The 18,988-nt window shown below is 71.6% G+C and carries 17 protein-coding genes; 10 read left to right on the top strand and 7 right to left on the bottom strand.

Annotation, left to right across the window (positions count from 1 at the left end; genetic code table 11):
- Nucleotides 1-54 precede the first annotated feature (54 nt).
- Genes WMF33_RS46860 through WMF33_RS46845 form a run of 4 tightly spaced genes read left to right on the top strand, consistent with a single transcriptional unit; the run spans nucleotide 55 to nucleotide 4,692 of the window.
- Nucleotides 55-1,605 (top strand): sugar ABC transporter ATP-binding protein, encoded by a 1,551-nt coding sequence (locus WMF33_RS46860; RefSeq protein WP_437334641.1) that lies wholly within the window; start codon nucleotides 55-57, stop codon nucleotides 1,603-1,605.
- Nucleotides 1,586-2,668, top strand: a complete 1,083-nt coding sequence (locus WMF33_RS46855) for an ABC transporter permease (RefSeq protein WP_437334640.1) — start codon at nucleotides 1,586-1,588, stop codon at nucleotides 2,666-2,668. Before WMF33_RS46860 ends, WMF33_RS46855 begins: the two co-directional genes overlap by 20 nt.
- Nucleotides 2,669-2,703: 35 nt before the next feature.
- Nucleotides 2,704-3,675, top strand: a complete 972-nt coding sequence (locus tag WMF33_RS46850; protein WP_437334639.1) for an ABC transporter permease subunit — start codon at nucleotides 2,704-2,706, stop codon at nucleotides 3,673-3,675.
- A 24-nt stretch (nucleotides 3,676-3,699) separates the two neighbouring features.
- Nucleotides 3,700-4,692: an NAD-dependent epimerase/dehydratase family protein gene (locus WMF33_RS46845; protein WP_437334638.1), complete on the top strand. Its 993-nt coding sequence runs from the start codon at nucleotides 3,700-3,702 to the stop codon at nucleotides 4,690-4,692.
- A gap of 69 nt (nucleotides 4,693-4,761) precedes the next feature.
- On the opposite strand, the gene galK is transcribed toward WMF33_RS46845, so the two are convergent.
- Complete coding sequence (gene galK, locus WMF33_RS46840) at nucleotides 4,762-5,874, bottom strand: galactokinase (protein WP_437334637.1); 1,113 nt, start codon at nucleotides 5,872-5,874, stop codon at nucleotides 4,762-4,764.
- A 295-nt stretch (nucleotides 5,875-6,169) separates the two neighbouring features.
- Here galK and WMF33_RS46835 point away from each other — a divergent pair, with 295 nt between their 5' ends.
- The 4 genes from WMF33_RS46835 (at nucleotide 6,170) to WMF33_RS46820 (ending at nucleotide 11,192) form a co-directional block, all read left to right on the top strand.
- The gene (locus WMF33_RS46835) at nucleotides 6,170-7,261 is read left to right on the top strand and encodes an amidohydrolase family protein (RefSeq protein WP_437334636.1); all 1,092 of its coding nucleotides are present in this window, start codon (nucleotides 6,170-6,172) and stop codon (nucleotides 7,259-7,261) included.
- A gap of 195 nt (nucleotides 7,262-7,456) precedes the next feature.
- A complete protein-coding gene (locus tag WMF33_RS46830; RefSeq protein WP_437334635.1) occupies nucleotides 7,457-8,470 on the top strand; it encodes a zinc-binding alcohol dehydrogenase family protein in 1,014 nt (337 codons plus the stop codon).
- 120 nt (nucleotides 8,471-8,590) lie between these two features.
- Nucleotides 8,591-9,721 carry a mannitol dehydrogenase family protein gene (locus tag WMF33_RS46825; RefSeq protein WP_437334634.1) on the top strand — a complete coding sequence of 377 codons (1,131 nt, stop codon included), beginning with the start codon at nucleotides 8,591-8,593 and terminating at the stop codon, nucleotides 9,719-9,721.
- Nucleotides 9,722-9,926: 205 nt separating this feature from the next.
- Complete coding sequence (locus WMF33_RS46820; protein WP_437334633.1) at nucleotides 9,927-11,192, top strand: MFS transporter; 1,266 nt, start codon at nucleotides 9,927-9,929, stop codon at nucleotides 11,190-11,192.
- Between the two features lie 2 nt (nucleotides 11,193-11,194).
- Here WMF33_RS46820 and WMF33_RS46815 read toward each other — a convergent pair whose 3' ends face one another.
- The 3 genes from WMF33_RS46815 to WMF33_RS46805 all read right to left on the bottom strand — a co-directional run bounded on the left by WMF33_RS46815 (nucleotide 11,195) and on the right by WMF33_RS46805 (nucleotide 15,646).
- On the bottom strand, nucleotides 11,195-12,697 hold the full coding sequence (locus WMF33_RS46815; RefSeq protein ID WP_437334632.1) for a UxaA family hydrolase: 1,503 nt from the start codon (nucleotides 12,695-12,697) through the stop codon (nucleotides 11,195-11,197).
- A gap of 76 nt (nucleotides 12,698-12,773) precedes the next feature.
- The gene (locus tag WMF33_RS46810; protein ID WP_437334631.1) at nucleotides 12,774-13,805 is read right to left on the bottom strand and encodes a sialate O-acetylesterase; all 1,032 of its coding nucleotides are present in this window, start codon (nucleotides 13,803-13,805) and stop codon (nucleotides 12,774-12,776) included.
- A gap of 176 nt (nucleotides 13,806-13,981) precedes the next feature.
- Nucleotides 13,982-15,646, bottom strand: coding sequence for an FAD-dependent oxidoreductase (locus WMF33_RS46805; RefSeq protein WP_437334630.1), 1,665 nt, complete (start codon nucleotides 15,644-15,646; stop codon nucleotides 13,982-13,984).
- Between the two features lie 134 nt (nucleotides 15,647-15,780).
- Between WMF33_RS46805 and WMF33_RS46800 the strand changes: the two genes are divergently transcribed.
- Entirely contained in the window at nucleotides 15,781-16,512 is a 732-nt protein-coding gene (locus tag WMF33_RS46800; protein ID WP_437334629.1) for a TetR/AcrR family transcriptional regulator, read from the top strand.
- 41 nt (nucleotides 16,513-16,553) lie between these two features.
- Here the strand turns inward: WMF33_RS46800 and WMF33_RS46795 are convergent, their stop codons facing one another.
- A complete protein-coding gene (locus tag WMF33_RS46795; RefSeq protein WP_437334628.1) occupies nucleotides 16,554-16,727 on the bottom strand; it encodes a hypothetical protein in 174 nt (57 codons plus the stop codon).
- A gap of 125 nt (nucleotides 16,728-16,852) precedes the next feature.
- Here WMF33_RS46795 and WMF33_RS46790 point away from each other — a divergent pair, with 125 nt between their 5' ends.
- On the top strand, nucleotides 16,853-17,182 hold the full coding sequence (locus tag WMF33_RS46790; RefSeq protein WP_437334627.1) for a hypothetical protein: 330 nt from the start codon (nucleotides 16,853-16,855) through the stop codon (nucleotides 17,180-17,182).
- A 72-nt stretch (nucleotides 17,183-17,254) separates the two neighbouring features.
- On the opposite strand, the gene WMF33_RS46785 is transcribed toward WMF33_RS46790, so the two are convergent.
- Together WMF33_RS46785 and WMF33_RS46780 are read right to left on the bottom strand one after the other, a co-directional pair.
- Nucleotides 17,255-18,310, bottom strand: coding sequence for a 2-isopropylmalate synthase (locus tag WMF33_RS46785; protein WP_437334626.1), 1,056 nt, complete (start codon nucleotides 18,308-18,310; stop codon nucleotides 17,255-17,257).
- A gap of 189 nt (nucleotides 18,311-18,499) precedes the next feature.
- Nucleotides 18,500-18,910: a VOC family protein gene (locus tag WMF33_RS46780; RefSeq protein WP_437334625.1), complete on the bottom strand. Its 411-nt coding sequence runs from the start codon at nucleotides 18,908-18,910 to the stop codon at nucleotides 18,500-18,502.
- Between the last annotated feature and the right edge of the window lie 78 nt (nucleotides 18,911-18,988).

Genomic DNA, 18,988 nt, shown 5'->3' with positions numbered 1-18,988 from the left:
CCACGCACGTGAGCCCTCTGGTCGAGCGGCCCTCACCCACGGAGTAGCAGCCGCATGCCTGGTTCGAAAGCGTTGCTCTCCGTCGAGGGCCTCAGCAAATCCTTCCCCGGCGTTCGCGCGCTGCACGACGTTCACCTCGAGGCGCACGCGGGCGAGATCCAGGCGCTGATGGGGGAGAACGGCGCCGGCAAGTCGACGCTGATCAAGCTGCTCACCGGGGTGTATCTCCCGGACGCGGGGGCCTTGCGGCTCGACGGGACGTCGATCCGGCCGACCTCCCCCCGCCACGCAGAGTCGCTGGGGATCAGCGCGGTGCACCAGGAGATCAGCCTCATCCCGCACCTCTCCATCGCGGACAACATCATGCTGGGCCGGCAGCCCCGGCGCTTCGGCCTCATCGACCAGCGCGCCGTCCGCGCGAAGGCGCGTCAGGCCCTCGCGCGCCTCTCGCTGGACCTCGACGTGTCGCGATCGGTCGCGTCGCTCTCCACCGCGCTGCAGCAGATGGTCGCGATCGCCCGCGCGCTCGCCGTCGACGCCCGGCTCCTGATCCTCGATGAGCCCACCTCCAGCCTGGACGAAGCGGAGACGCAGCGGCTCTTCGACGTCATGCAGAGGCTGAAGGCGCAGGGGCTGGCGGTGCTCTTCGTGACCCACTTCCTGGATCAGGTCTACGCCGTCAGCGACACGATCACGGTGCTCCGGAACGGCTGCCTGGTCGGGCAATACGCGAGCAGCGCGCTGCCGCGCCTCTCGCTCGTCCAGGCGATGCTCGGCGTGGAGCTCGGCGACGAGGAGAAGCCCGCGAAGGGCAGCCCCGCCGGCGATGGAGAGGACGCGAGCGCCGCGGAGCCGGTGCTCGCCGCGCGCGGCCTCGAGCGGAAGGGGGTCGTCGGGCCGATCGATCTCGCGCTGCGGCCCGGCGAGGTGGTGGGGCTGGCGGGGCTGCTCGGCTCGGGCCGGAGCGAGACCGCGAGGATGCTCTTCGGCATCGAGCCGGCCGATCGCGGCGAGCTCGCGGTGGACCGCCGCGGGATCGAGATCAAGACGCCGCGGCGCGCGATCCGGGCGGGGCTCGCGTACTGCCCGGAAGACCGGAAGGTGGAGGGCATCGTCCCGAACCTCTCCGTGCGAGAGAACCTCGTGCTGGCCTTGCAGGCCTCCCGCGGGGCGCTGCGGGTGCTCCCGCGGAGCGAGCAGGATCGCCTGGTCCAGCACTACATCAAGGCGCTGAGCATCAAGACGCCGTCCCCGGAGACGCCCGTCAAGCTGCTCTCGGGCGGCAATCAGCAGAAGGTGCTGCTCGCGCGCTGGATGGCCATGCAGCCACGGGTCATGCTGCTCGACGAGCCCACGCGCGGCGTGGACATCGGCGCCAAGCTGGAGATCGAGGCGCTGGTGAGGTCGCTCGGCGAGAAGGGGGTCGCCACGCTCTTGATCTCGTCGGAGCTCGAGGAGATCGCGCGCAACTGCTCCAGGGTGGTGGTCCTGAGGGACCGCAAGCAGCAGGGCGAGCTCGCGGGAGCGTCGGTGACCCCTTCGTCGATCATCCAGGCCATTGCCCAGCACAAGGAGGCGCCGAGCGATGCTCGAGAAGATCGCTGAAGCCGCGCGCACGAACGCGAGCCCCACGGGCGTCGGGATCATCCTCTTCACCGCCGCCGCCGGCGCCCTGCTGCTCAGGCGCGGGCGCCGCGAAGCCTGGCCCTTGCTCGGCCTCCTGGCGCTCCTCCTGTTCAATTTCTTCCTGTCCAAGAACTTCTTCTCCATCGTCGAGCGGGACGGGGCGTATTACGGGACACCCATCAACCTGCTCAACCAGGGCGCGGAGGTGATGCTCCTCGCCATCGGCCTGACCTTGGTGATCGCCGTCCGGGGCATCGACCTGTCGGTCGGCTCGGTCATGGCGCTCTCCGGCGCCACCTGCGTCATCCTGATGAAGGACGCCGGCCACGGGCCGCTCGTCGCGGCGCTCTTGTCCCTGCTGGTCGCCGGCGGCGTCGGCTTGTTCAACGGCGCGCTGGTGACGTCGCTGAACATCCAGCCCATCGTCGTGACCTTGATCAGCATGGTCGGCGTTCGCGGCGTCGCCATGCTCATCACCCGCGCCGAGCCCGTGACGCACGTGGACGCGACGTTCGCGTTCATCGGCAACGGTCACGTCGGCGGCTTGCCGTTCTCCATGCTGCTGGTAGCGGCCGTGTTCGTCGTCGCCGCGCTGCTCTGCCGGAAGACGGCGCTCGGCCTGTTCATGGAGGCGATCGGCGACGGCGAGCGCGCGAGCCGGCTCGCGGGTGTCAGCGACCGCCGCATCAAGCTCTGGCTGTACGGGTTCTCCGGCCTGTGCGCCGGCATCGCCGGGCTCGTGGCCGCCTCGTACATCTCCACGGCCGACCCCGACCGCGTGGGGCGCCTGCGGGAGCTCGACGCCATCTTCGCCGCGGTGATCGGCGGTACGGCGCTCACCGGCGGGCGCTTCTACCTGGGCGGCACGCTGATCGGAGCATTGCTCATCCAGACGCTCTCCACCACGATGTACATCCAGCACGTCCCCTCGGAGATCGAGCCGATGCCCAAGGCCGGCGTGATGCTGGTGAGCTGCCTGCTCGTCTCGGAGGAGTCGCGCCGGCGGCTCATGGCGCTGCTCGGCCTCAAGCGGGGGCAATAGCGATGCGGAGCTTGGATCGGCGAGATGTGCCGCTCGTGGCGACTGCGGTCCTCCTGGTCGCGCTCTACGCGGGGGTGCTGGTCGGTTACGAGTCGGCGCGCAGCCTGCGCTTCCTGGTCGACCTGATCAAGGGGAACGCGGCGATGGGCATCTGCGCGGTGGGCATGACGTTCGTCATCCTGTCGGGGGGCATCGATCTCTCGGTCGGGTCCGTCGTCGCGCTGACGACGGTCGTCGTGGGCACGCTGATAACAGGCGGTTGTCATCCGCTGCTCGCGTTCTGTGTCGGCCTCGCGGTGGCGGTCTCGCTCGGCGCGGCCACGGGGTACCTGATCCACGAGTTCTCGTTGCCCCCATTCCTGGTGACGCTCGCGGGCATGTTCTTCGCGCGCGGCGCGGCGTTCCTCGTCAGCATGCAGCCCATCGCCGTCGATCATCCCGCGCTCGACTGGATCGTCGATGAGCTCGGCTTCACGGCGATGATCCCGGGCCTCGGCCGGACCTGGGTCCCGGCGACGGCGCTCCTGTTCTTGATCGTCCTCGCGCTCGGCGTTGTCCTTCACCGCAGCACGAGCTTCGGCCGGAACGTCCTGGCCATGGGCGGGGACAGGCAGGCCGCGCTGCTCATGGGGGTGCCGCTGGGCGCCACGACGGTGGCCCTGTACGCGCTCAGCGGTCTGTGCGCGGGCCTCGGCGGGGTCACCACGGCGCTGATCGACAGCGCGGGGAAGCCGAACATCGGCGCCGGGCTGGAGCTCGAGGCCATCGCCTCGGTGGTGATCGGCGGGACGCTGCTGACCGGGGGTGCTGGCAGCGTCGTCGGCACCGCGATGGGCGTGATGATCACGGGCATCGTGCGGGCGGTGATCAACCTGGATGGGCGGCTGCCGTCGCCGTGGCACCACATCAGCATCGGGCTGCTGCTGCTCGGCTTCATCGTCATGCAGCAGCTCCTGATCCGCTCGGCCCCCGCGGCCAGGGGTGGCGAAGCGCGGTCTCATCGATGATGCAGGAGAGCGAGGAGCGATAGAATGGGCGAGACGAAGCGAATCCTTGTCGCCGGGGCGACGGGCAAGGTCGGCCAGACGTTCATCCGCAGGTTCCTGTCCGACCCCGGGTTCGAGGGATGGAAGGTCCGCGCGCTGTGCCATAACCGCATGCTGCAGCCGACGGCGCGCATGGAGGTGGTGCGCGGGTCGATCGAGAGCAGGGCCGTGGTCGACGAGGCCGTGGAGGGCGTGACCCACGTGCTGCACCTGGCGACCTGCAAGGAGACCCCCGAGAGCATCATGGACGTGGCCATCAAGGGCATGTTCTGGCTGCTCGAGGCGTGCCGCGTCAGCCCCACGTTCGAGCAGTTCATCCTGATCGGGGGCGACGCCGGGATGGGCCACTTCTTTTACCCGCACCCCGTCCCGGTCACGGAGGCGCAGAAGCACAGCGCCTACCCGGGCTGTTACGCCCTGTCCAAGGTGCTCGAGGAGGTCATGCTCGAGCAGTATTACATCCAGTATGGTCTGAACGGATGCTGCCTGCGCGCGCCGTGGATCATGGAGAAGGACGACTTCAAGGCGCAGCTCTCCTTCGGTGACGACGTGTTCGGAGGGCCGAGGTGGCGCGATCTGGTCGGCGCCCAGGCGGCAGACGGCTACGTCCGCTCGGGCGCCGTCCCCGTGATGCTCGACCCCGACGGCGCGCCGGTGAAGCGCAACTTCGTGCATGTGGAGGATCTGGTCGCCGCGATCCTCAAGGCCATCGGCCACGAGAAGGCTCGCCAGCAGACCTTCAACATCTGCATGGATGAGCCGGTGGATTACGGTGAGCTGGCGCGTTACCTGGAGGCCACGCGGGGCCTGCCGAGCGTGAGGGTGAAGACGCCGTACCGCTCGACCTGGCTGGACAACACGAAGGCGAAGTTCCTGCTCGGCTGGCGGCCGCAGTACGACCTGGCGCGGCTCACGGACGCCGCCTTCGACCACGTGCGCGCGCCCGACGACCCGCGGATCACCTGGTATCCCGGTTGACGAGCCCCGCGGCCGGGCCGAGGCTTGGCGCCGTGGATTCGCCAGCGGCCGCGGCGCCGTAGCGCGCTGTCACGAGGCGGGCCCTCCCACCAGCACCGTCGCCTGGCGCCCCGGCGTGCGCGCGTAGGCCTCGACGACCGCCCGGCCCACCTGTGCCGCGCAGCCGCGCTTCACCAGGGCCACGATCGAGCCGCCGAAGCCGCCGCCGGTCAGCCGGGCGCCGAAGACGTCCGGCTGCGCCCGCGCGCTCTCCACCAGCGCGTCGACCGCCGGCACCGACACCTCGAAGTCGTCGCGCATCGACCGGTGCGACGCGTCGAAGAGCTCGCCCAAACGGCCGAGGTCCCCGGCGCGGAGCGCGGCCACGGCGGCGAGCACCCGGGCGTTCTCGGTGACGACGTGGCGCGCGCGCCGGTCGAGCGGCGCCGGCAGCGACGCGATGCGCTGCTCGGCGGCCGCGTCGACGTCCCGGAGCTGCGGCACGCCGAGCAGGGCCGCGGCGCGCTCGCACTCCGCGCGCCGCGTCTTGTAGTCGCCGCTCGCGTGCTGGTGCGCCACCCCCGAGTTCACGACGAGCAGCTCGGCCTCGGCGGGCAGCGGGATGCGCTCGAACGCGAGCGTCCTCGTGTCGATGAACAGCGCCGTGTGCTCGTCGGCGAGGCTCGCGGCCATCTGATCCATGTTCCCGACGGGCGCGCCCACGAAGTCGTGCTCCGCCGCGTGCGCGATGCGGGCGATCTCCACGTCGTCGATGGAGAGGTCGAGCATCTGCCGCAGGGCGCGGGCGAGCGCGACGAGCAGCGAGGCGCTCGACGACAGGCCGCTGCCGAGCGGCACCGACGACTCAATCCTCGCGTCGAAGCCCGAGATCGACACCCCCCGGCCGCGGAGGACGGCGGTGATGCCCTGCACGTAGTCGAGCCACAGGCCGCCGCGCGACTCCTCGCCGACGCGGAACCAGCGCTGGCCGCCGCGGTTCACGCTCGTGGTGGCGACCTGGACGAGCCCGTCGCCCCGCGGCGCCATCTCGATACGCGTCTTCTGCGGGATCGCCGTCGGCAGCACGTACCCGCCGCTGTAATCGGTGTGCTCGCCGATGAGGTTCACGCGCCCCGGCGCCTCGGCCACGACCTTCGCCGGGCGGCCGAAGGCGGCCTCGAAGCTTTGCTCCTTCATCGTCATCGCGGCGCTCCCGTGTTCACGTGGAGAAGGAAACCCAAACGTATCCGGGACGTCAAGCTTCGACCGCCAGACGTGCCCGGATCGATAGAACATTCTTATTCTACGCGATCTACCGATCTCCAGGCCCCCGCGGCCGCATTCGTGTGCTGACACCACCCTCGTGGGCTCACCTCATCGCTCATCGCCAGGGAGCCGCCCAGGCTTGTCGGGCGGACGAACGGATCGATGTTGACATCTTGAATGTTAACGTTAACATATAGCTCTCGTACTTCGGCTTTACCCTGAGGGGATTGTCATGCGTACCGGCATCATCGCCGTCGGGATCGGGTCCGCCGCCGGCTCCGAAAGGCTCCACCTGAGCGCGCTCACGAGCATCAGGACCACCGTCGCCAGGTTGTGCCTGATGACGGTGCTCTCGCCGCTCGCGGCGTGCGCGTCGTCCTCCTCGACCACCGCCCCGCCGCCCGAGAGCGCGGACGACACGAGCAAAGCGGCGGCCCCGCTCACCGCGCCGGCGCAGCAGCGCGGCCCGATCCTCGACACGCACATCCATCTCTACCAGGTCACGCGGCCAGGCGGCGTCGTTTGGCCGGAAGCCAAGCAGAAGCCGATCTACCGCGACGTGCTGCCCGACGAATACCAGGCCATCGCGATGCAGAACGGCATCGTCGGCACCGGCGTCGTCGAGGCCAGCCCCGTCGTCGAGGACAACTTCAAGGTCCTCGAGATGACGAAGGGCAACGGCTTCTTCAAGTTCCTCGTCGCGCAGCTCGAGATCGGCTCGCCGACCTTCAGCGCCGATCTGGCGCGCCTCGCCGCGGACCCGCGCGTGGTCGGCATTCGCGGCTTCCTCTGGAGCCCGAAGCTGACGCTCGACGAGAAGCAGCTCGCCTCGCTGGAGGAGCTCGCGGCCAAGGGCATGACGCTCGACATCATCAGCCGCGGCGCCTTGAACCCGAAGGAGAAGGTCGAGGCGCTCGCGACCGCGGTGCCCAAGCTCCGCATCATCATCGACCACCTGGCGGGCGCGAAGGGGGCGACGCCGGATCCGGCCTGGGTCGACGCGATGCAGCGGCTGGCCAAGCACCCGAACATCTACATCAAATTCTCGTCGTTCTTCGACATGTACAATCCGGCCGCCACCGAGGACGATCCCTGGAGCGCGCCGACCGACCTCGCGGCGTACAAGGCGCACTTCGACGTGCTGATGAACGCCTTCGGCGAAGACCGGCTGATCTGGGGCAGCAACTGGCCCGTGGTCGACATGGGCGGCAGCCTGGCCTCGGAGATCGCGATCGCCGAGGTGTACCTCAAGGAGCGCGGTCAGGGAGTGCGCGACAAGGTCATGTACACGAACGCGCAGAAGTTCTATGCGCGCCGGCCCTGAACGGCGGCGTCCCGAGCGCCACGCCGGAGGCGGCGGCCGCCGCCACCGTCACGGGTCGTAAAGCGACGCCGCGTCGCTGCGGATCCGGCCGTTCGACGCGGCCATGTACTTTTCTCGCCGAACGAAGCGGCCCGGCGTCGGAGCGCGCCGTGAGAGCCGCGGGTCAACGAGGTCGCTCCGCGAGGTGATGACAGCATGAAAGCCCTGACGATCACCGGCCCGTCGGTCGCACAGGTGACCCAGATCAGCGAGCCCAGGCCGGCGCACGATCAAGTGTTGGTCCGCGTGCAGCGGGTCGGCCTGTGCGGCTCCGACCTGAACACGTTCCTGGGCAAGAACCCGATGGTCACGTATCCCCGGGTGCTGGGTCACGAGGTGGCCGGCACGATCGTGGAGCTCGGCTCCGGCGTCGAGGCGGACTGGCGCGTGGGCGCCGACGTCACGTTCACGCCGTACACGGCGTGCGGCGTGTGTCCCTCGTGCTCCGCGGGGCGGCGCAACGCCTGCCGGAACAACAAGACCATGGGCGTTCAGCGCGACGGCGCGCTCACCGAGCTCGTGGCCGTGCCGTACCAGAAGCTGTTCACGTCACGGAGGCTGAGCCTCACCGAGCTCGCGCTCGTCGAGCCGTTCTCCGTCGGCTTTCACGCGGCGGCGCGGGGGCGGGTCGAGGCCGAGGAGACCGTCCTCGTGATGGGCTGCGGCGGCGTGGGGCTCGGCGCCATCGCCGGCGCGGTGAGCCGCGGCGCGCGCGTGATCGCGTTCGACACGCAGGAGGAGAAGCTCAGGCTCGCCAGGGCGCTCGGCGCGCGCGAGGCGGTGCAGGCGAACGCCGACGCGCGCGAGCGCGTCATGGACCTGACGAACGGCGACGGCCCGGACGTCGTGATCGAGGCCGTGGGCGCGGTCGCGACGTACCGCGACGCCGTGGAGTGGGTGAAGTTCTGCGGTCGCGTCGTGTACATCGGGTACGGCAAAGAGCCGGTGAGCTACGAGACCAAGCTGTTCGTGATGAAGGAGCTCGACATCCTCGGGTCGCGCAACTGCATGGGCGAGTTCTCGGACGTGATCGCCTTCTTCGAGCGGCGCACGTTCGACCCGAACCTGCTGATCTCGAAGACGATCCCCATCGAAGGCGTGCCCGAGGCGCTCGCCGACTGGGCTGCCTACCCCGGTCGAACGGCCAAGATCATGGTCGGCCTGTCGTGAGCGCGCGCGGCTCGGCGCGTTCCCCGAGCGGATTGCGGACGACGACGATCCGAACGCCTCCGCTCGAGGACGAGCAGCGACTTCCAACATCCCCTCATCGTGAGCCGCCGGAGGGCTGACATGGGCAATCCGATCCTTCAATTCGGCACGAGCCGGTTCCTCCAGGCTCACGCGGACCTCTTCATCTCGGAGGCGCTCGGCGCCGGCGACGCGCTCGGGACGGTCACCGTGGTGCAGACCACGTCGAACCCCGAGAGCCGCGCGCGCGTCGACGCGCTGCGCGCGCGGGCGCGCTACCCCGTGCGGATCCGCGGGCTGCGCCGCGATGAGGTCGTCGATACGACGATCGAGTGCAGCTCGATCACGGAGGCGCTCGACGCGAACACCGACTGGCCGCTCGTGCTCGAGCGCTTCGCGCGCGACGCGCGCGTCGTGCTCTCGAACACGAGCGACAGCGGATACGCCTGTTTCCACGAGGACACGGAGGCGTCGCTCGCGCCCGGCGCGCGCGCGCCGCGCGGGTTCGCCGCGAAGCTCGTCGTCCTGCTGCGCGCGCGCTTCGAGGCGGGCGCCGCGCCGCTCACGCTGCTGCCTTGCGAGCTCGTGTCGAACAACGGCGACACGCTGCGCGCGCTGGTCGTCGGCGTCGCGCGCCGGTGGGGCGCCGACGCCGCCTTCCTGCGCTATATCAAGCACACGTGCGTCTGGGTGAACTCGCTCGTCGACCGGATCGTCTCCGAGCCGATCCGCCCCGTCGGCGCGATCGCCGAGCCCTACGCGCTCTGGGCGATCGAGCGGCGCGAGGGCATGGTGCTGCCGTGCCGGCATGAGGCGATGATCGTGACGGACGACCTGCCCCATTACGAACGCCTGAAGCTTCTGCTCTTGAACCTCGGGCACACCTACCTCGCCGAGCGCTGGCAGACGGACGGGCGCCCCGCCGACGAGAACACGCGCAGCGCGATGCGCGATCGGGCCCTGCGCGCCGACCTCGAGGCGCTGTGGCGCGACGAGGTGGTGCCCGTCTTCGACGCGCTCGGCAAGGGCGCCGCCGCGCGCGCCTACCTCGACGAGGTGCGCGATCGCTTCGAGAACCCGTTCCTCGATCACCGGCTGTCCGAGATCTCGAAGAGCCACGGCGAGAAGAAGCGGCGGCGCTTCGCCCCCGTGGTCGAGCTCGCGCGCGAGCTCGACTTGAAGATCGAGCAGCCCAGGCTGCGCGCGTCGCTTCGCGCGACCGCGCCCGCATGAGCGCGTGAGGCCGCCGCGGGCGGCTGCGCGTCGTCAGCCGACCGCGCGCAGCCGCCGCAATCGAACCACCGATAAGCCCACGAGCCCGATGCCGTTGCCGTAGCGCCGCGCGCGCCCGACGTAACGCAAGTCAGCTCCGCCCGGCCGCAATCGCACGAGAGCTGCCGATCGCACGAACAGACACGCCGGCCAAGGAGACATTCAGATGAGAAAGATGCGTTGGGTCGTGCTTTTGCTGTGCTTTCTCGCCGTCGCCCTCAACTACATCGATCGCGCCAACCTGGCGGTCGCGGCGCCCGAGATCGAGAAGGCGCTCGGCGTCGGCCCTGCCCAGATGGGGCTCATCATGAGCGGCTTCTTCTGGACCTACGCGCTCATGCAGATGCCGTTCGGCTGGTTCATCGACCGTGTGGGGGCGCGCATGGCGCTGCCGTTCGCCGTCGGCTGGTGGTCGCTCTTCACCGCGGCGACGGCGGGCGCGTCGAGCGTCGCGGGGATGTTCGGCTGCCGATTGCTGCTCGGCGTCGGCGAGGCCGGCGCCTACCCGGCCTGCGCGAAGCTCGTGAGCCAGTGGTTCAAGCCGCGCGAGCGCGCCCTCGCGACGGGCATCTTCGACAGCGGCGCGCGCGTCGGCTCGGCGCTGTCGATTCCCCTCGTCGCCCTCATCGTCGACACGCTCGGATGGAAGGCGGCCTTCATCATCACGGGCTTGCTCGGCGCGGTGTGGATCCTCGGCTGGGTCGTCATCTACCGCGGCCCCGCGCACGGCGACATGACGGGCGAGACCGACGTCGTCCACGCGGCGCCCGCCAAGGACGCGCCAGGCGGCGTGACGTGGGCGTCGCTCTTCCGCCACCGCACGCTCTGGGGCATGATGCTCGGCTTCTTCTGCCTCAACTTCACCAACTACTTCTTCATCACGTGGTTCCCGAGCTACCTCGTGCAGACGCGCGGCTTCTCGCTCAAGGCGCTCGGCACGCTCGGCATGATCCCCGCGCTGATGGCGATTCCGGGCGGCTGGATCGGCGGCTTCGTCTCCGACGCGCTCTATCGCCGCGGCTTCAGCCTCACCGCCGCGCGCAAGACCTGCATGGTCGGCGGCATGCTGATGTCGTCGGCGATCACGCTGTCGGCGCTGACGTCCGACATCACGCTGATGCTCGTCCTCTTCGGCGTCTCGTACGCGAGCCTCGCGTTCGCCGGCGCCAGCATCTGGTCGCTCCCTGGCGACGTCGCGCCCACGCCGCGCCACGTGGCGACCATCGGCGGCATCCAGAACTTCGCGTCGAACCTGGCCGGCATCGTCATCACGACGTTCACCGGCGTGATGGTCTCGCTGACCCAGGGCTCGTTCACGATCCCGCTCGTCGTGGCGGGCGGCTTCTGCCTGCTCGGCGCGTTCAGCTACCTCGTCATCGTCGGCAAGATCGAGCCGCTCCGGCTCGACGTCGAGCGCCGCGAGGCGGCCTAGCCTCAGAGGGTGACGCCCCGCTTCCAGAGCGCGATCTCGCGCTCTTCGTTCTCCTCGGCGCGGGTACTCCGGCCCGAGGCGGTGGCCAGCACCAGGTCCATCAGCGCGCCGGCGGCCGCGTCCATCGATTCTCCCGAGGCGACGCGGCCGGCGTCGAAGTCGATCCAGCGCTGCTTGCGCTGGGCGAGGCTGGAGTTCGTGGCGAGCTTGAGGGTCGGCACGGGAAACCCGAGCGGCGTGCCCCGGCCGGTGGTGAAGAGGATCACCGTCGCGCCCGCGGCGGCGAGCGCCGTGGACGAGACAGCGTCATTGCCGGGGGCCTCCAGCAGCGCCACGCCCGGCGCCCCGCGGATCTGGCCGCCGTAGCGGACCACCTCGGACACCCGCGCGCGGCCGGCCTTCTGCACCGCGCCGAGAGACTTCTCCTCCAGCGTGGTGATGCCGCCGGCGACGTTGCCGGGCGAGGGGTTCTCCGACACCGGCTCGCCGTGAGCAATGAAGTAGCGCTTGAAGTCGTTCACCACGCCGACGACGTCGGCATAGACCCCCTCGCTCTCGGCGCGGGCCATGAGCAGGCGCTCGGCGCCGAAGATCTCGGGGATCTCGGTGAGGATGGCCGAGCCGCCGGCGGCGCACACCTTGTCGGCGATGCGGCCCACGAGCGGGTTGGCGGTCAGCCCCGAGAAGCCGTCCGAGCCGCCGCATTTGAGGCCGATCACCAGGTCGGAGACGGGGCAGGGCTCGCGGCGGTCCCGCTCGGCGACCCTGACCAGCGCTTCGACGGCCTCGAGGCCCGCTTCGAGCTCATCCTCGGCCGCCTGGGCGTCGAAGGACCGCAGGCGCTCGCGATCGAGCTGCGGGGCGCTCTCGAGGAGCACGCCGAGCTGGTTGTTCTCGCAGCCCAGGCCGATGATCAGCGCGCCGCCCGCGTTGGGGTGGCCAGCCAGGGCCGCGGTCATCCGGCGGGTCGCGTCGAGGTCGCCCCCGAGCTGCGAGCAGCCGTAAGGATGGGTCAAGGCGTAGACCCCGTCCACGCGGCCCTTGAAGCGCTTGTCCGCCGCGGCGGCCACCTTCTGCGCGGTGCGCGCGACGCAGCCCACCGTCGACAGGATCCAGATCTCGTTTCGGGTGCCCACCCGCCCGTTCTTCCGCCGGTAACCCAGGAAGGTGCGGTCTTCGGTCGCGGAGAGGGGCTCCGGGCTCGTGGGCTCGTAGGTGTAGGTGTCGAGGCCGGAGAGCGCGGTGGCCAGGTTGTGCGTGTGCACGTGGTCGCCCGGCTGGATATCCGCGGTCGCCCGCCCGATCGGCCAGCCGTACTTCCGCACCGGCTCGCCGGCGGCCACCGCGCGCAGCGCCACCTTGTGCCCGGCCGGGATGTCGGCGCGGGCGGTGATCGCCTCGGCCACCGGATCGCCGGCGGCCAGGCCGCGCACGGCGACGGCCACATCGTCTCGGGGATCGATCCGCAACAGGGAGGCTGCCAAGCTCATATCACCCCTGGTCATCGGTGTGTCATCGGCGCGCCAAGCCCGCGCGGCGCCGCACGCGCGAGCGCCGAGAGGGACGATGTGAAATCCGCGCTCAGAGACCCAGGACGCCGATCATCTTCTCGGCGTAGCGGGTGCCCAGGGTGACCAGCGCGTCGTGGCCGAAGTGGAGATTCCACGTGTCGGCAGGATCGATGGCGAGCCCTTCCGCCGAGACGACGTGGGCGTTGGCGACCAGCCCTGGGAGCTGGCCGACGAGCGAGTTGTGCCTCGCGCACGACCCCGAGTAGAGGAGCTCCCCCGCGAGGAACGGCACGTCGCCGAGGCCGAGGTCCGCGCGCAGGTCCGAGACGAGCGTCTTCACCTTGCCGGGCCACGCGGGGTCGCCGCAGTTCGACTCGCCTTGATGGAACAGAATGCCCTCGATCACGCCCCCGGCCTCCTGCGCCGCCTTCGCGCGCGACAGGATCCAGTTGTACTTGCTCCCCCCCGCCTTCATGAACGTCTCCACCTTCTCCCCGCTGAGGGCGGACGGGACGAGGCCAATGCTGTCCTGAGCGGGGTAGCGGTCGAGGATGGTCTTGGCGAAGTAGTCGCCGGGCCCGATCGCTCCGTTCCAGCACTCGTGGAGCGGCGGGGCAGCGATGTCCCACTCGCCTTCGACGCGCCCGGTCGCGGCGCAGTCGTCGAAGCCGAGGACCTTGATGCGGGGATTCTCCATCTTGTCCGCGTTCGAGGCCTTCGGGTACCCGGCCATGTTCGATTGCCCGAGGAGGAGGAAGACGTGAAACACGGGCTCGGCCGGCCCCGCGCTGCTGCTCGCGCCGCCCGCGCCGCCCGCGCCGCCAGTCCCGGAGGCCTCTCCGCCTCCCCCGCCTCCCCCGCCGCCCGCGGACGCCGAGGACGCGGCCTCGGAAGGCGCGCCGCCCGACCCTGTGCCCGCCGCCGAGGTGGACCCGGAGCCAGCGCCGACAGAGGCGCCGCTCGTCGCGCCAGCCCCGCCGGTGCCCGCGGCTCCGGTCGCTCCGGCCGAGACGTCCGCTTCATTGCAGGCAAGGGCCCCGATCAGCGAGAACGCGACGCACGAGGGGACGAGCCCGGGCGAACATCGAAGCATGCTTTTCATAAGAGAATTTTCCCGGCAGACCCGCGTCCTGGGCGAAGCCGAAGCAGCGGCCCGGCGTGTTATGTTAACGTTAACAATAACGATGTCAATTCCAAACGGCGCACCGGCGTCGAGCGGGCGCCTGGCCGCGCTGGAGGCGCTCCTCGGCGAGCCGAGATGCCCGCCGCGCGAGGGCGCTACCCCCCGAGCGCCCGCGCGAGCGCGCCTCTCAACACCGACGCTGCGTCCTGCTCTTCGCCCCGCGCCCGCCACGCCACCACGCCATCGGGTCGCACCAGCAGCGCCCCGCGCCGCCCGATCCCCGCGAGCCGCTGCCAGCGGTCGCGCTCGTCCTCGAAATCGATCCCCGCGCGCAGCACGCCGACGGTCGCCCCGATCGCGCGCGCCGCTTCGCCCCACGCCGCGGCCTCGCGCCCGGCGACCAGCGTGAAGCGCCCGTCGATCAGGTCCAGCGTCGACTCCCGCTCTCCGTCGCGCGCGATCCACGCGTGCGGCATTCGCGTGCCCGGGCGGCCGTCGAGCCGGAAGCGCGCCGCGCGCCCATCCGCCGTGATCGCCGCGGATCCATATCGATACCCGACGCCGAGGAGCTTGTGCCAGCGCCCCGGGCTCGGCGGCGTCCGGCCGGTCAGGCGCCCCCAGATCGAGCGGCGATCGAGGCCCAGCGTCTTCGAGAACGCGGCGCGCGCCATGAGGCCCTGCTCGTCGGCGTTGTTCGCCGAGTCCTCCGCCGCCACGACGGCGACGGGCCGGCGCTCCGCTTCGTACGTGTCGAGCAGGGCGGGGCGCGCCTCGCCGCGGAGCACGAACGCGAGCTTCCACGCGAGATCGTGAGCGTCGGCGACCCCGGTGTTCGCGCCCATGCCGCCCCACGGAGGCATGAGGTGCGCGGCGTCGCCCGCGAGGAAGACGCGCCCGACCCGGTAACGATCGGCGACGCGGGACGCCGACTCCCACGGCAAAACGCTCTCGATCCGGATCGGCACCTCGCCCACGCCGAGCGCCTTCTGCACGAGCGAGGCGCAGCGCTCGGGCGGGTAGTCCTTCGGCGACTCGCGCGCCGGGTCGTACACGAGGTGGAACACCCAGCGCGCGCGGTTGTCGATGGCGGCGAAGAGGCCGCGCACCTCGGGGTGGTGGACGATCGCGAGGCTGAACTCCCGATCTCGGACGAAGTCGGCGAGATCGGCCTCGAAGAGGACGTTGAGCAGATGGCCCAGCGATCCGCGGCCGCTCGTGGAGACGCCGAGCGCCTGCCGCACCGGGCTCCTCGCGCCGTCCGCCGCCACGAGGTAGCTCGCGCAGACGCGCCGCGTGGCCCCGGTCGCCCGATCGCGCAGCACGGCGCGCACGCGAGCGTCGTCCTGCTCGAACGAGACGAGCTCGGTCGAGAACGACAGGCGCGCGCCGCGCTCGCGGGCGGCGGCCGCGAGCACCGGCTCGAGCAGATCCTGCGTGATCCGGCAGGCGCGCGTGGGGCTCGCCGATCCGAGCCCGATCTCGCGCCCGAGCAGCGCGCGGAAGAGCCGGCGCAAGAGCTTGCCGACCGGCGCGTCGATCGCCTGCGCGAGCGTCTCGCCGAAGAGGAAGCCCAGGTGGATCGGTGTTTTGGCGCCCGCCTCGCGGATGGCCGGCTCGAGGCCGAGCTCGCGATAGAGCTCCATCGTGCGGGCGTTCACGCCGCGCGCGCGCGGGTGGATGGACGTGCCCGCGTGGCGCTCGACGAGCGTCACGTCGACGCCGTGACGGCGCAGGAACAACGCGGCAGAGAGGCCGACGACGCCTCCGCCGACGATCAGGACGGGGACCGGCGGCTCGCTCTCGGTAGGATCGTGATCCATGCCTTCACCTCGCTCGCAGGGTGGCGGTGCGCAGCGCGAGCCCGGGCCGGCGCGCGCGCTTTTCGGGTGAGCGCGCGGCGGCGATGGTCTACGGTTGGACTCGGCAGTCCAACAGATTGGACTGGTGAGTCCAAATGTCAACCCGGAAGCGGCTCGACCCCAGGCCTGCGCGCGAGGGCGCCTCGGCTCCCCCCGCCGCGGGCTCGCCCGTGAAGCACGCCGCCATCGTGGAGGCGGCGAAGCGCGTGTTCCTGCGCGAGGGCGTCTCGCGCGCGAGCGTCGACACCATCGCCGCCGAGGCGGGCGTGTCGAAGCAGACGATCTACAACCACTTCGGCGACAAGGAGCGCCTGTTCTTCGCGGTGATCGAGCGCGTGCAGGGCGCGGCGTCGGCCGAGCAGGAGCGGGCGTTCGACGAGCTCTTCGCCACCGACGCCGAGCCGGCGGTCGCGCTCGGCCAGCTCGGGCGGCGCCTGCTGGCGTGGGTGTTCCGCGAGGATCTCTCCGCGTTCCGGCGGCTCGTGGTGTCCGAGGTCGCGCGCTATCCGCAGCTCCGCCTCGCGTGGGCGCAAGGTGGACCGCTGCGGTTCATGATCCGCCTCGTCGGCTACCTCGCGCGCGAGACCGAGCGCGGCCGGCTCGACGTGGCGAAGCCGGAGCGCGCCGCGCGCCAGTTCATCGCGCTCCTCTCGGCGGAGGCGCAGGACGTCTCGGTCTACGGCACGCTCCCGCTCGCGCCGTCGCAGATCGACGCCATCGTCGACGAGAACCTGGAGATGTTCCTCCGCGCGTACGGGCCGCGGCCGAAGCCTCCGGCGAGGCCGCGGGCGGCCCGGAGAGGGAAGAAGAAGCAGGCCGGCGCGTGACGGCCCGGCGGGGTCGCCGCGTTCAGCGGCCGCCACGCGGCTCAGACCCCGCGCGGGAAGTCGCCCTGCGGCGGGATGCGGGGGTCCTGGGTGGGGTCGGGCGAGGGCGGCTCGGGTTGCTCCGGCCCCGGGTCACCCGGGTTGGGCGGCAGCGGGACCTCCTCGTCGCCGCCGGGTACGTCCGTCTTTGCGAGCTCATGCGTGCGGTTCTTCATGACCCTCCTCCAGCAACCGGTCAGTGCAACCGTCGAGCCACCGCGAAGCTGCAATCTTTAAGCCGCGGCGTACGAGCGGCGCCCGGCTTGACGCCCCGCCCCGGCATCCGTGATCTGCGGCCGGCGTGCTCTCGATCCGCCACGACCCGTTCCCGCTGGAGGCCGCCCGCGACCTGCTCGGCATCGTGCGCGCGCTCTACGCCGCGGCGCGCGCGCGGGGGGCGAGCGTGGCAGATCTCCACGCCATCGCGGCGGTGGGCGACGATCTGCGGCAGGCGATCGCCCTCGCCGCGGCCCACCCGCCGGGCACGCTCGGCTTCTCGTCGGCGTGGACCCGCGCCGAGCGCGCCGCGGCCCGCGTCGGCGAGCTCGCGGACGCGCTCACGCCCGCGGCGCCGATCGTCCACGCCGCCCTGGCGCGCGTCGGCGGCGGCAAGGCCACGCCCGGCGGGTGAACGCCGTCGCGCCCCGCCGAGGGGCGCGTCACCCCCGGCCCAGGAGCGCCGTCACCCGCGCCGGGGAGCGCGTCACCCGCGGCGGGCGAGCGCCCCCGCGATGGGGTGGTCCGGCGGGATGGGCCAGGCGAGGGCGCGCGAGGCGACCGCGCAGTACGCGGCGAGGCGCTCGCGCGGCACCGGGGCGCGCGCGCCGAGGCGACCGAGGTTGTCGAGGAGCAGCTCGAGGCAGCTGTTGCCCACCCGCTCCCCGACGCCGAGCGCCGTGGCGTGGACCCGCTCGACCCCGCACGCCGCCGCCCAGAGCGCGGCGGAGAGGCCGAGCCCGCGGTCGTTGTGGCCGTGCCAGTCGAGCTCGATCCCGGGCGCGCCCAGGGCGGCGAGCTCGCGCCGGGCGAACGCGACGAGCGCCGCCACCCCGGGCGGGGTGACGTGGCCGGTCGTGTCGCACAGGCAGAGGCGCGCGGCGCCGGCGTCCACCGCGGCGCGGAAGAGCGTGTGGAGCATGCCGGGGGGCGCGCGGGTCGCGTCCTCGGCGACGAGGCAGAAGGGCAGGCCGGCCGCGGCGGCGGCCCGCCCGGCGGCCTCGACGCTGCGGGCCAGGAAATCGGGGCCCCACCCCTCGACGAAATGCCGGATCGGCGAGCTGCCGATGAACGCGTAGACCACCATCGGCGCCCCGGCGCGCTCGGCCACGCGGGCGACCTCCTCGACGTCCGCGGCGGTCGTGCGCGCGGCGGCGGTCAGGGCGAGCGGCAGCCGGGACGAGACGATCTCGCGGGCGAGCAGGCAGGCGTCCTCGAACTGGCGCGGCCCGGCCGCGGGGATGCCGAGGTTCACCGCGTCGACGCCGACGCTCGCCATCGCCTGGAGCAGCTCGATCTTCTGCGCGCTCGGCGGGTTCACCGTGGAGACGCCCTGGATGCCGTCGCGCAGCGTCTCGTCGAGCACCTCGACCGGCCGGGCCGCGCGCTCGAAGGGCAGCCACGCCTCGTCCTCGGCGCGGGCAGCGGCCCAGGCCTCGGCGGGCACGCCGCCCGGCGGGAGCCGGCGCTCCGCCGGCGCGGGCTCCGCGCGATTCCAGTCGAACAGGGCCGCGGCGCCGGGATCCCGGCCGTCGGTGCTCATGCGCTGCATGTCAGGTCGCGGGGGATCTCGGCGTGGCGCATGCACAGCGCGCCGCGTCGACCGGCGCGGGGGGAAGGTTACTTCATGTCGGCCGTCGGAGCAGGTCCCGATCTCCTCCGGCGGACGCCGCCCGAGCCTCGATCTGCGCGCGGTGCTCGCCGCGCGTCCCGGCGCGCCGCGCGCCCCGGCTCACCGCGCGCCCGGTTTGCCGGGATCGTCGCTCCAGACGTTGGCGTTGCCGTGCGCCTCGAGCGGGCCGCGCTGCGGGCGGACGACGCAGAACCGCTGGCCCGTCGGCGCCTCCATCACCCACCAGCGCTTGATGAACTCCACGCGCCGCGCCCCGAGCGCCTCGAGCCGCCGCACCTCGGCGTCGAGGTCGTCCGTCTCGATGTCGAGGTGCGTCCGGCTCGGGTGCTCGACCTGCTGCACGAGGACGATGAGCTCATCGTCCCGGGTCTCGAGCTCGCGGTAGCCGCCCGCGTCCGGAGCGGCCTTCTTGACGGGCTTGCCGAGGGCGCGGCCCCAGAAGTCCGCCGCGGCGTCGACGTCATCCACCTTGCAGTCAATCACGAGAGCACAAAGGCGACTCCGGTGCATGCGATCTCCCTCCTGCCGGATGGCGCAGCGACCTTACGCGGCGCCGCCAGAGGCGTCTCCCCCAAACCAGCGCGCCGA

Source organism: Sorangium sp. So ce394 (assembly GCF_051474665.1).
GTDB lineage: Bacteria > Myxococcota_A > Polyangia > Polyangiales > Polyangiaceae > Sorangium > Sorangium cellulosum_D.
The sequence above is the reverse complement of the archived record's forward strand: the minus strand, read 5'-3'. Positions and strand labels throughout refer to the sequence as shown.

Coding starts and splice junctions, on each gene's coding strand:
- WMF33_RS46860 (WP_437334641.1), top strand. CDS start 55: ATGCCTGGTTCGAAAGCGTTGCTCTCCGTCGAGGGCCTCAGCAAATCC.
- WMF33_RS46855 (WP_437334640.1), top strand. CDS start 1,586: ATGCTCGAGAAGATCGCTGAAGCCGCGCGCACGAACGCGAGCCCCACG.
- WMF33_RS46845 (WP_437334638.1), top strand. CDS start 3,700: ATGGGCGAGACGAAGCGAATCCTTGTCGCCGGGGCGACGGGCAAGGTC.
- galK (WP_437334637.1), bottom strand. CDS start 5,874: ATGACGATGAAGGAGCAAAGCTTCGAGGCCGCCTTCGGCCGCCCGGCG.
- WMF33_RS46835 (WP_437334636.1), top strand. CDS start 6,170: ATGCGTACCGGCATCATCGCCGTCGGGATCGGGTCCGCCGCCGGCTCC.
- WMF33_RS46830 (WP_437334635.1), top strand. CDS start 7,457: ATGAAAGCCCTGACGATCACCGGCCCGTCGGTCGCACAGGTGACCCAG.
- WMF33_RS46825 (WP_437334634.1), top strand. CDS start 8,591: ATGGGCAATCCGATCCTTCAATTCGGCACGAGCCGGTTCCTCCAGGCT.
- WMF33_RS46820 (WP_437334633.1), top strand. CDS start 9,927: ATGAGAAAGATGCGTTGGGTCGTGCTTTTGCTGTGCTTTCTCGCCGTC.
- WMF33_RS46815 (WP_437334632.1), bottom strand. CDS start 12,697: ATGACCAGGGGTGATATGAGCTTGGCAGCCTCCCTGTTGCGGATCGAT.
- WMF33_RS46810 (WP_437334631.1), bottom strand. CDS start 13,805: ATGAAAAGCATGCTTCGATGTTCGCCCGGGCTCGTCCCCTCGTGCGTC.
- WMF33_RS46805 (WP_437334630.1), bottom strand. CDS start 15,646: ATGGATCACGATCCTACCGAGAGCGAGCCGCCGGTCCCCGTCCTGATC.
- WMF33_RS46800 (WP_437334629.1), top strand. CDS start 15,781: ATGTCAACCCGGAAGCGGCTCGACCCCAGGCCTGCGCGCGAGGGCGCC.
- WMF33_RS46795 (WP_437334628.1), bottom strand. CDS start 16,727: ATGAAGAACCGCACGCATGAGCTCGCAAAGACGGACGTACCCGGCGGC.
- WMF33_RS46785 (WP_437334626.1), bottom strand. CDS start 18,310: ATGAGCACCGACGGCCGGGATCCCGGCGCCGCGGCCCTGTTCGACTGG.
- WMF33_RS46780 (WP_437334625.1), bottom strand. CDS start 18,910: ATGCACCGGAGTCGCCTTTGTGCTCTCGTGATTGACTGCAAGGTGGAT.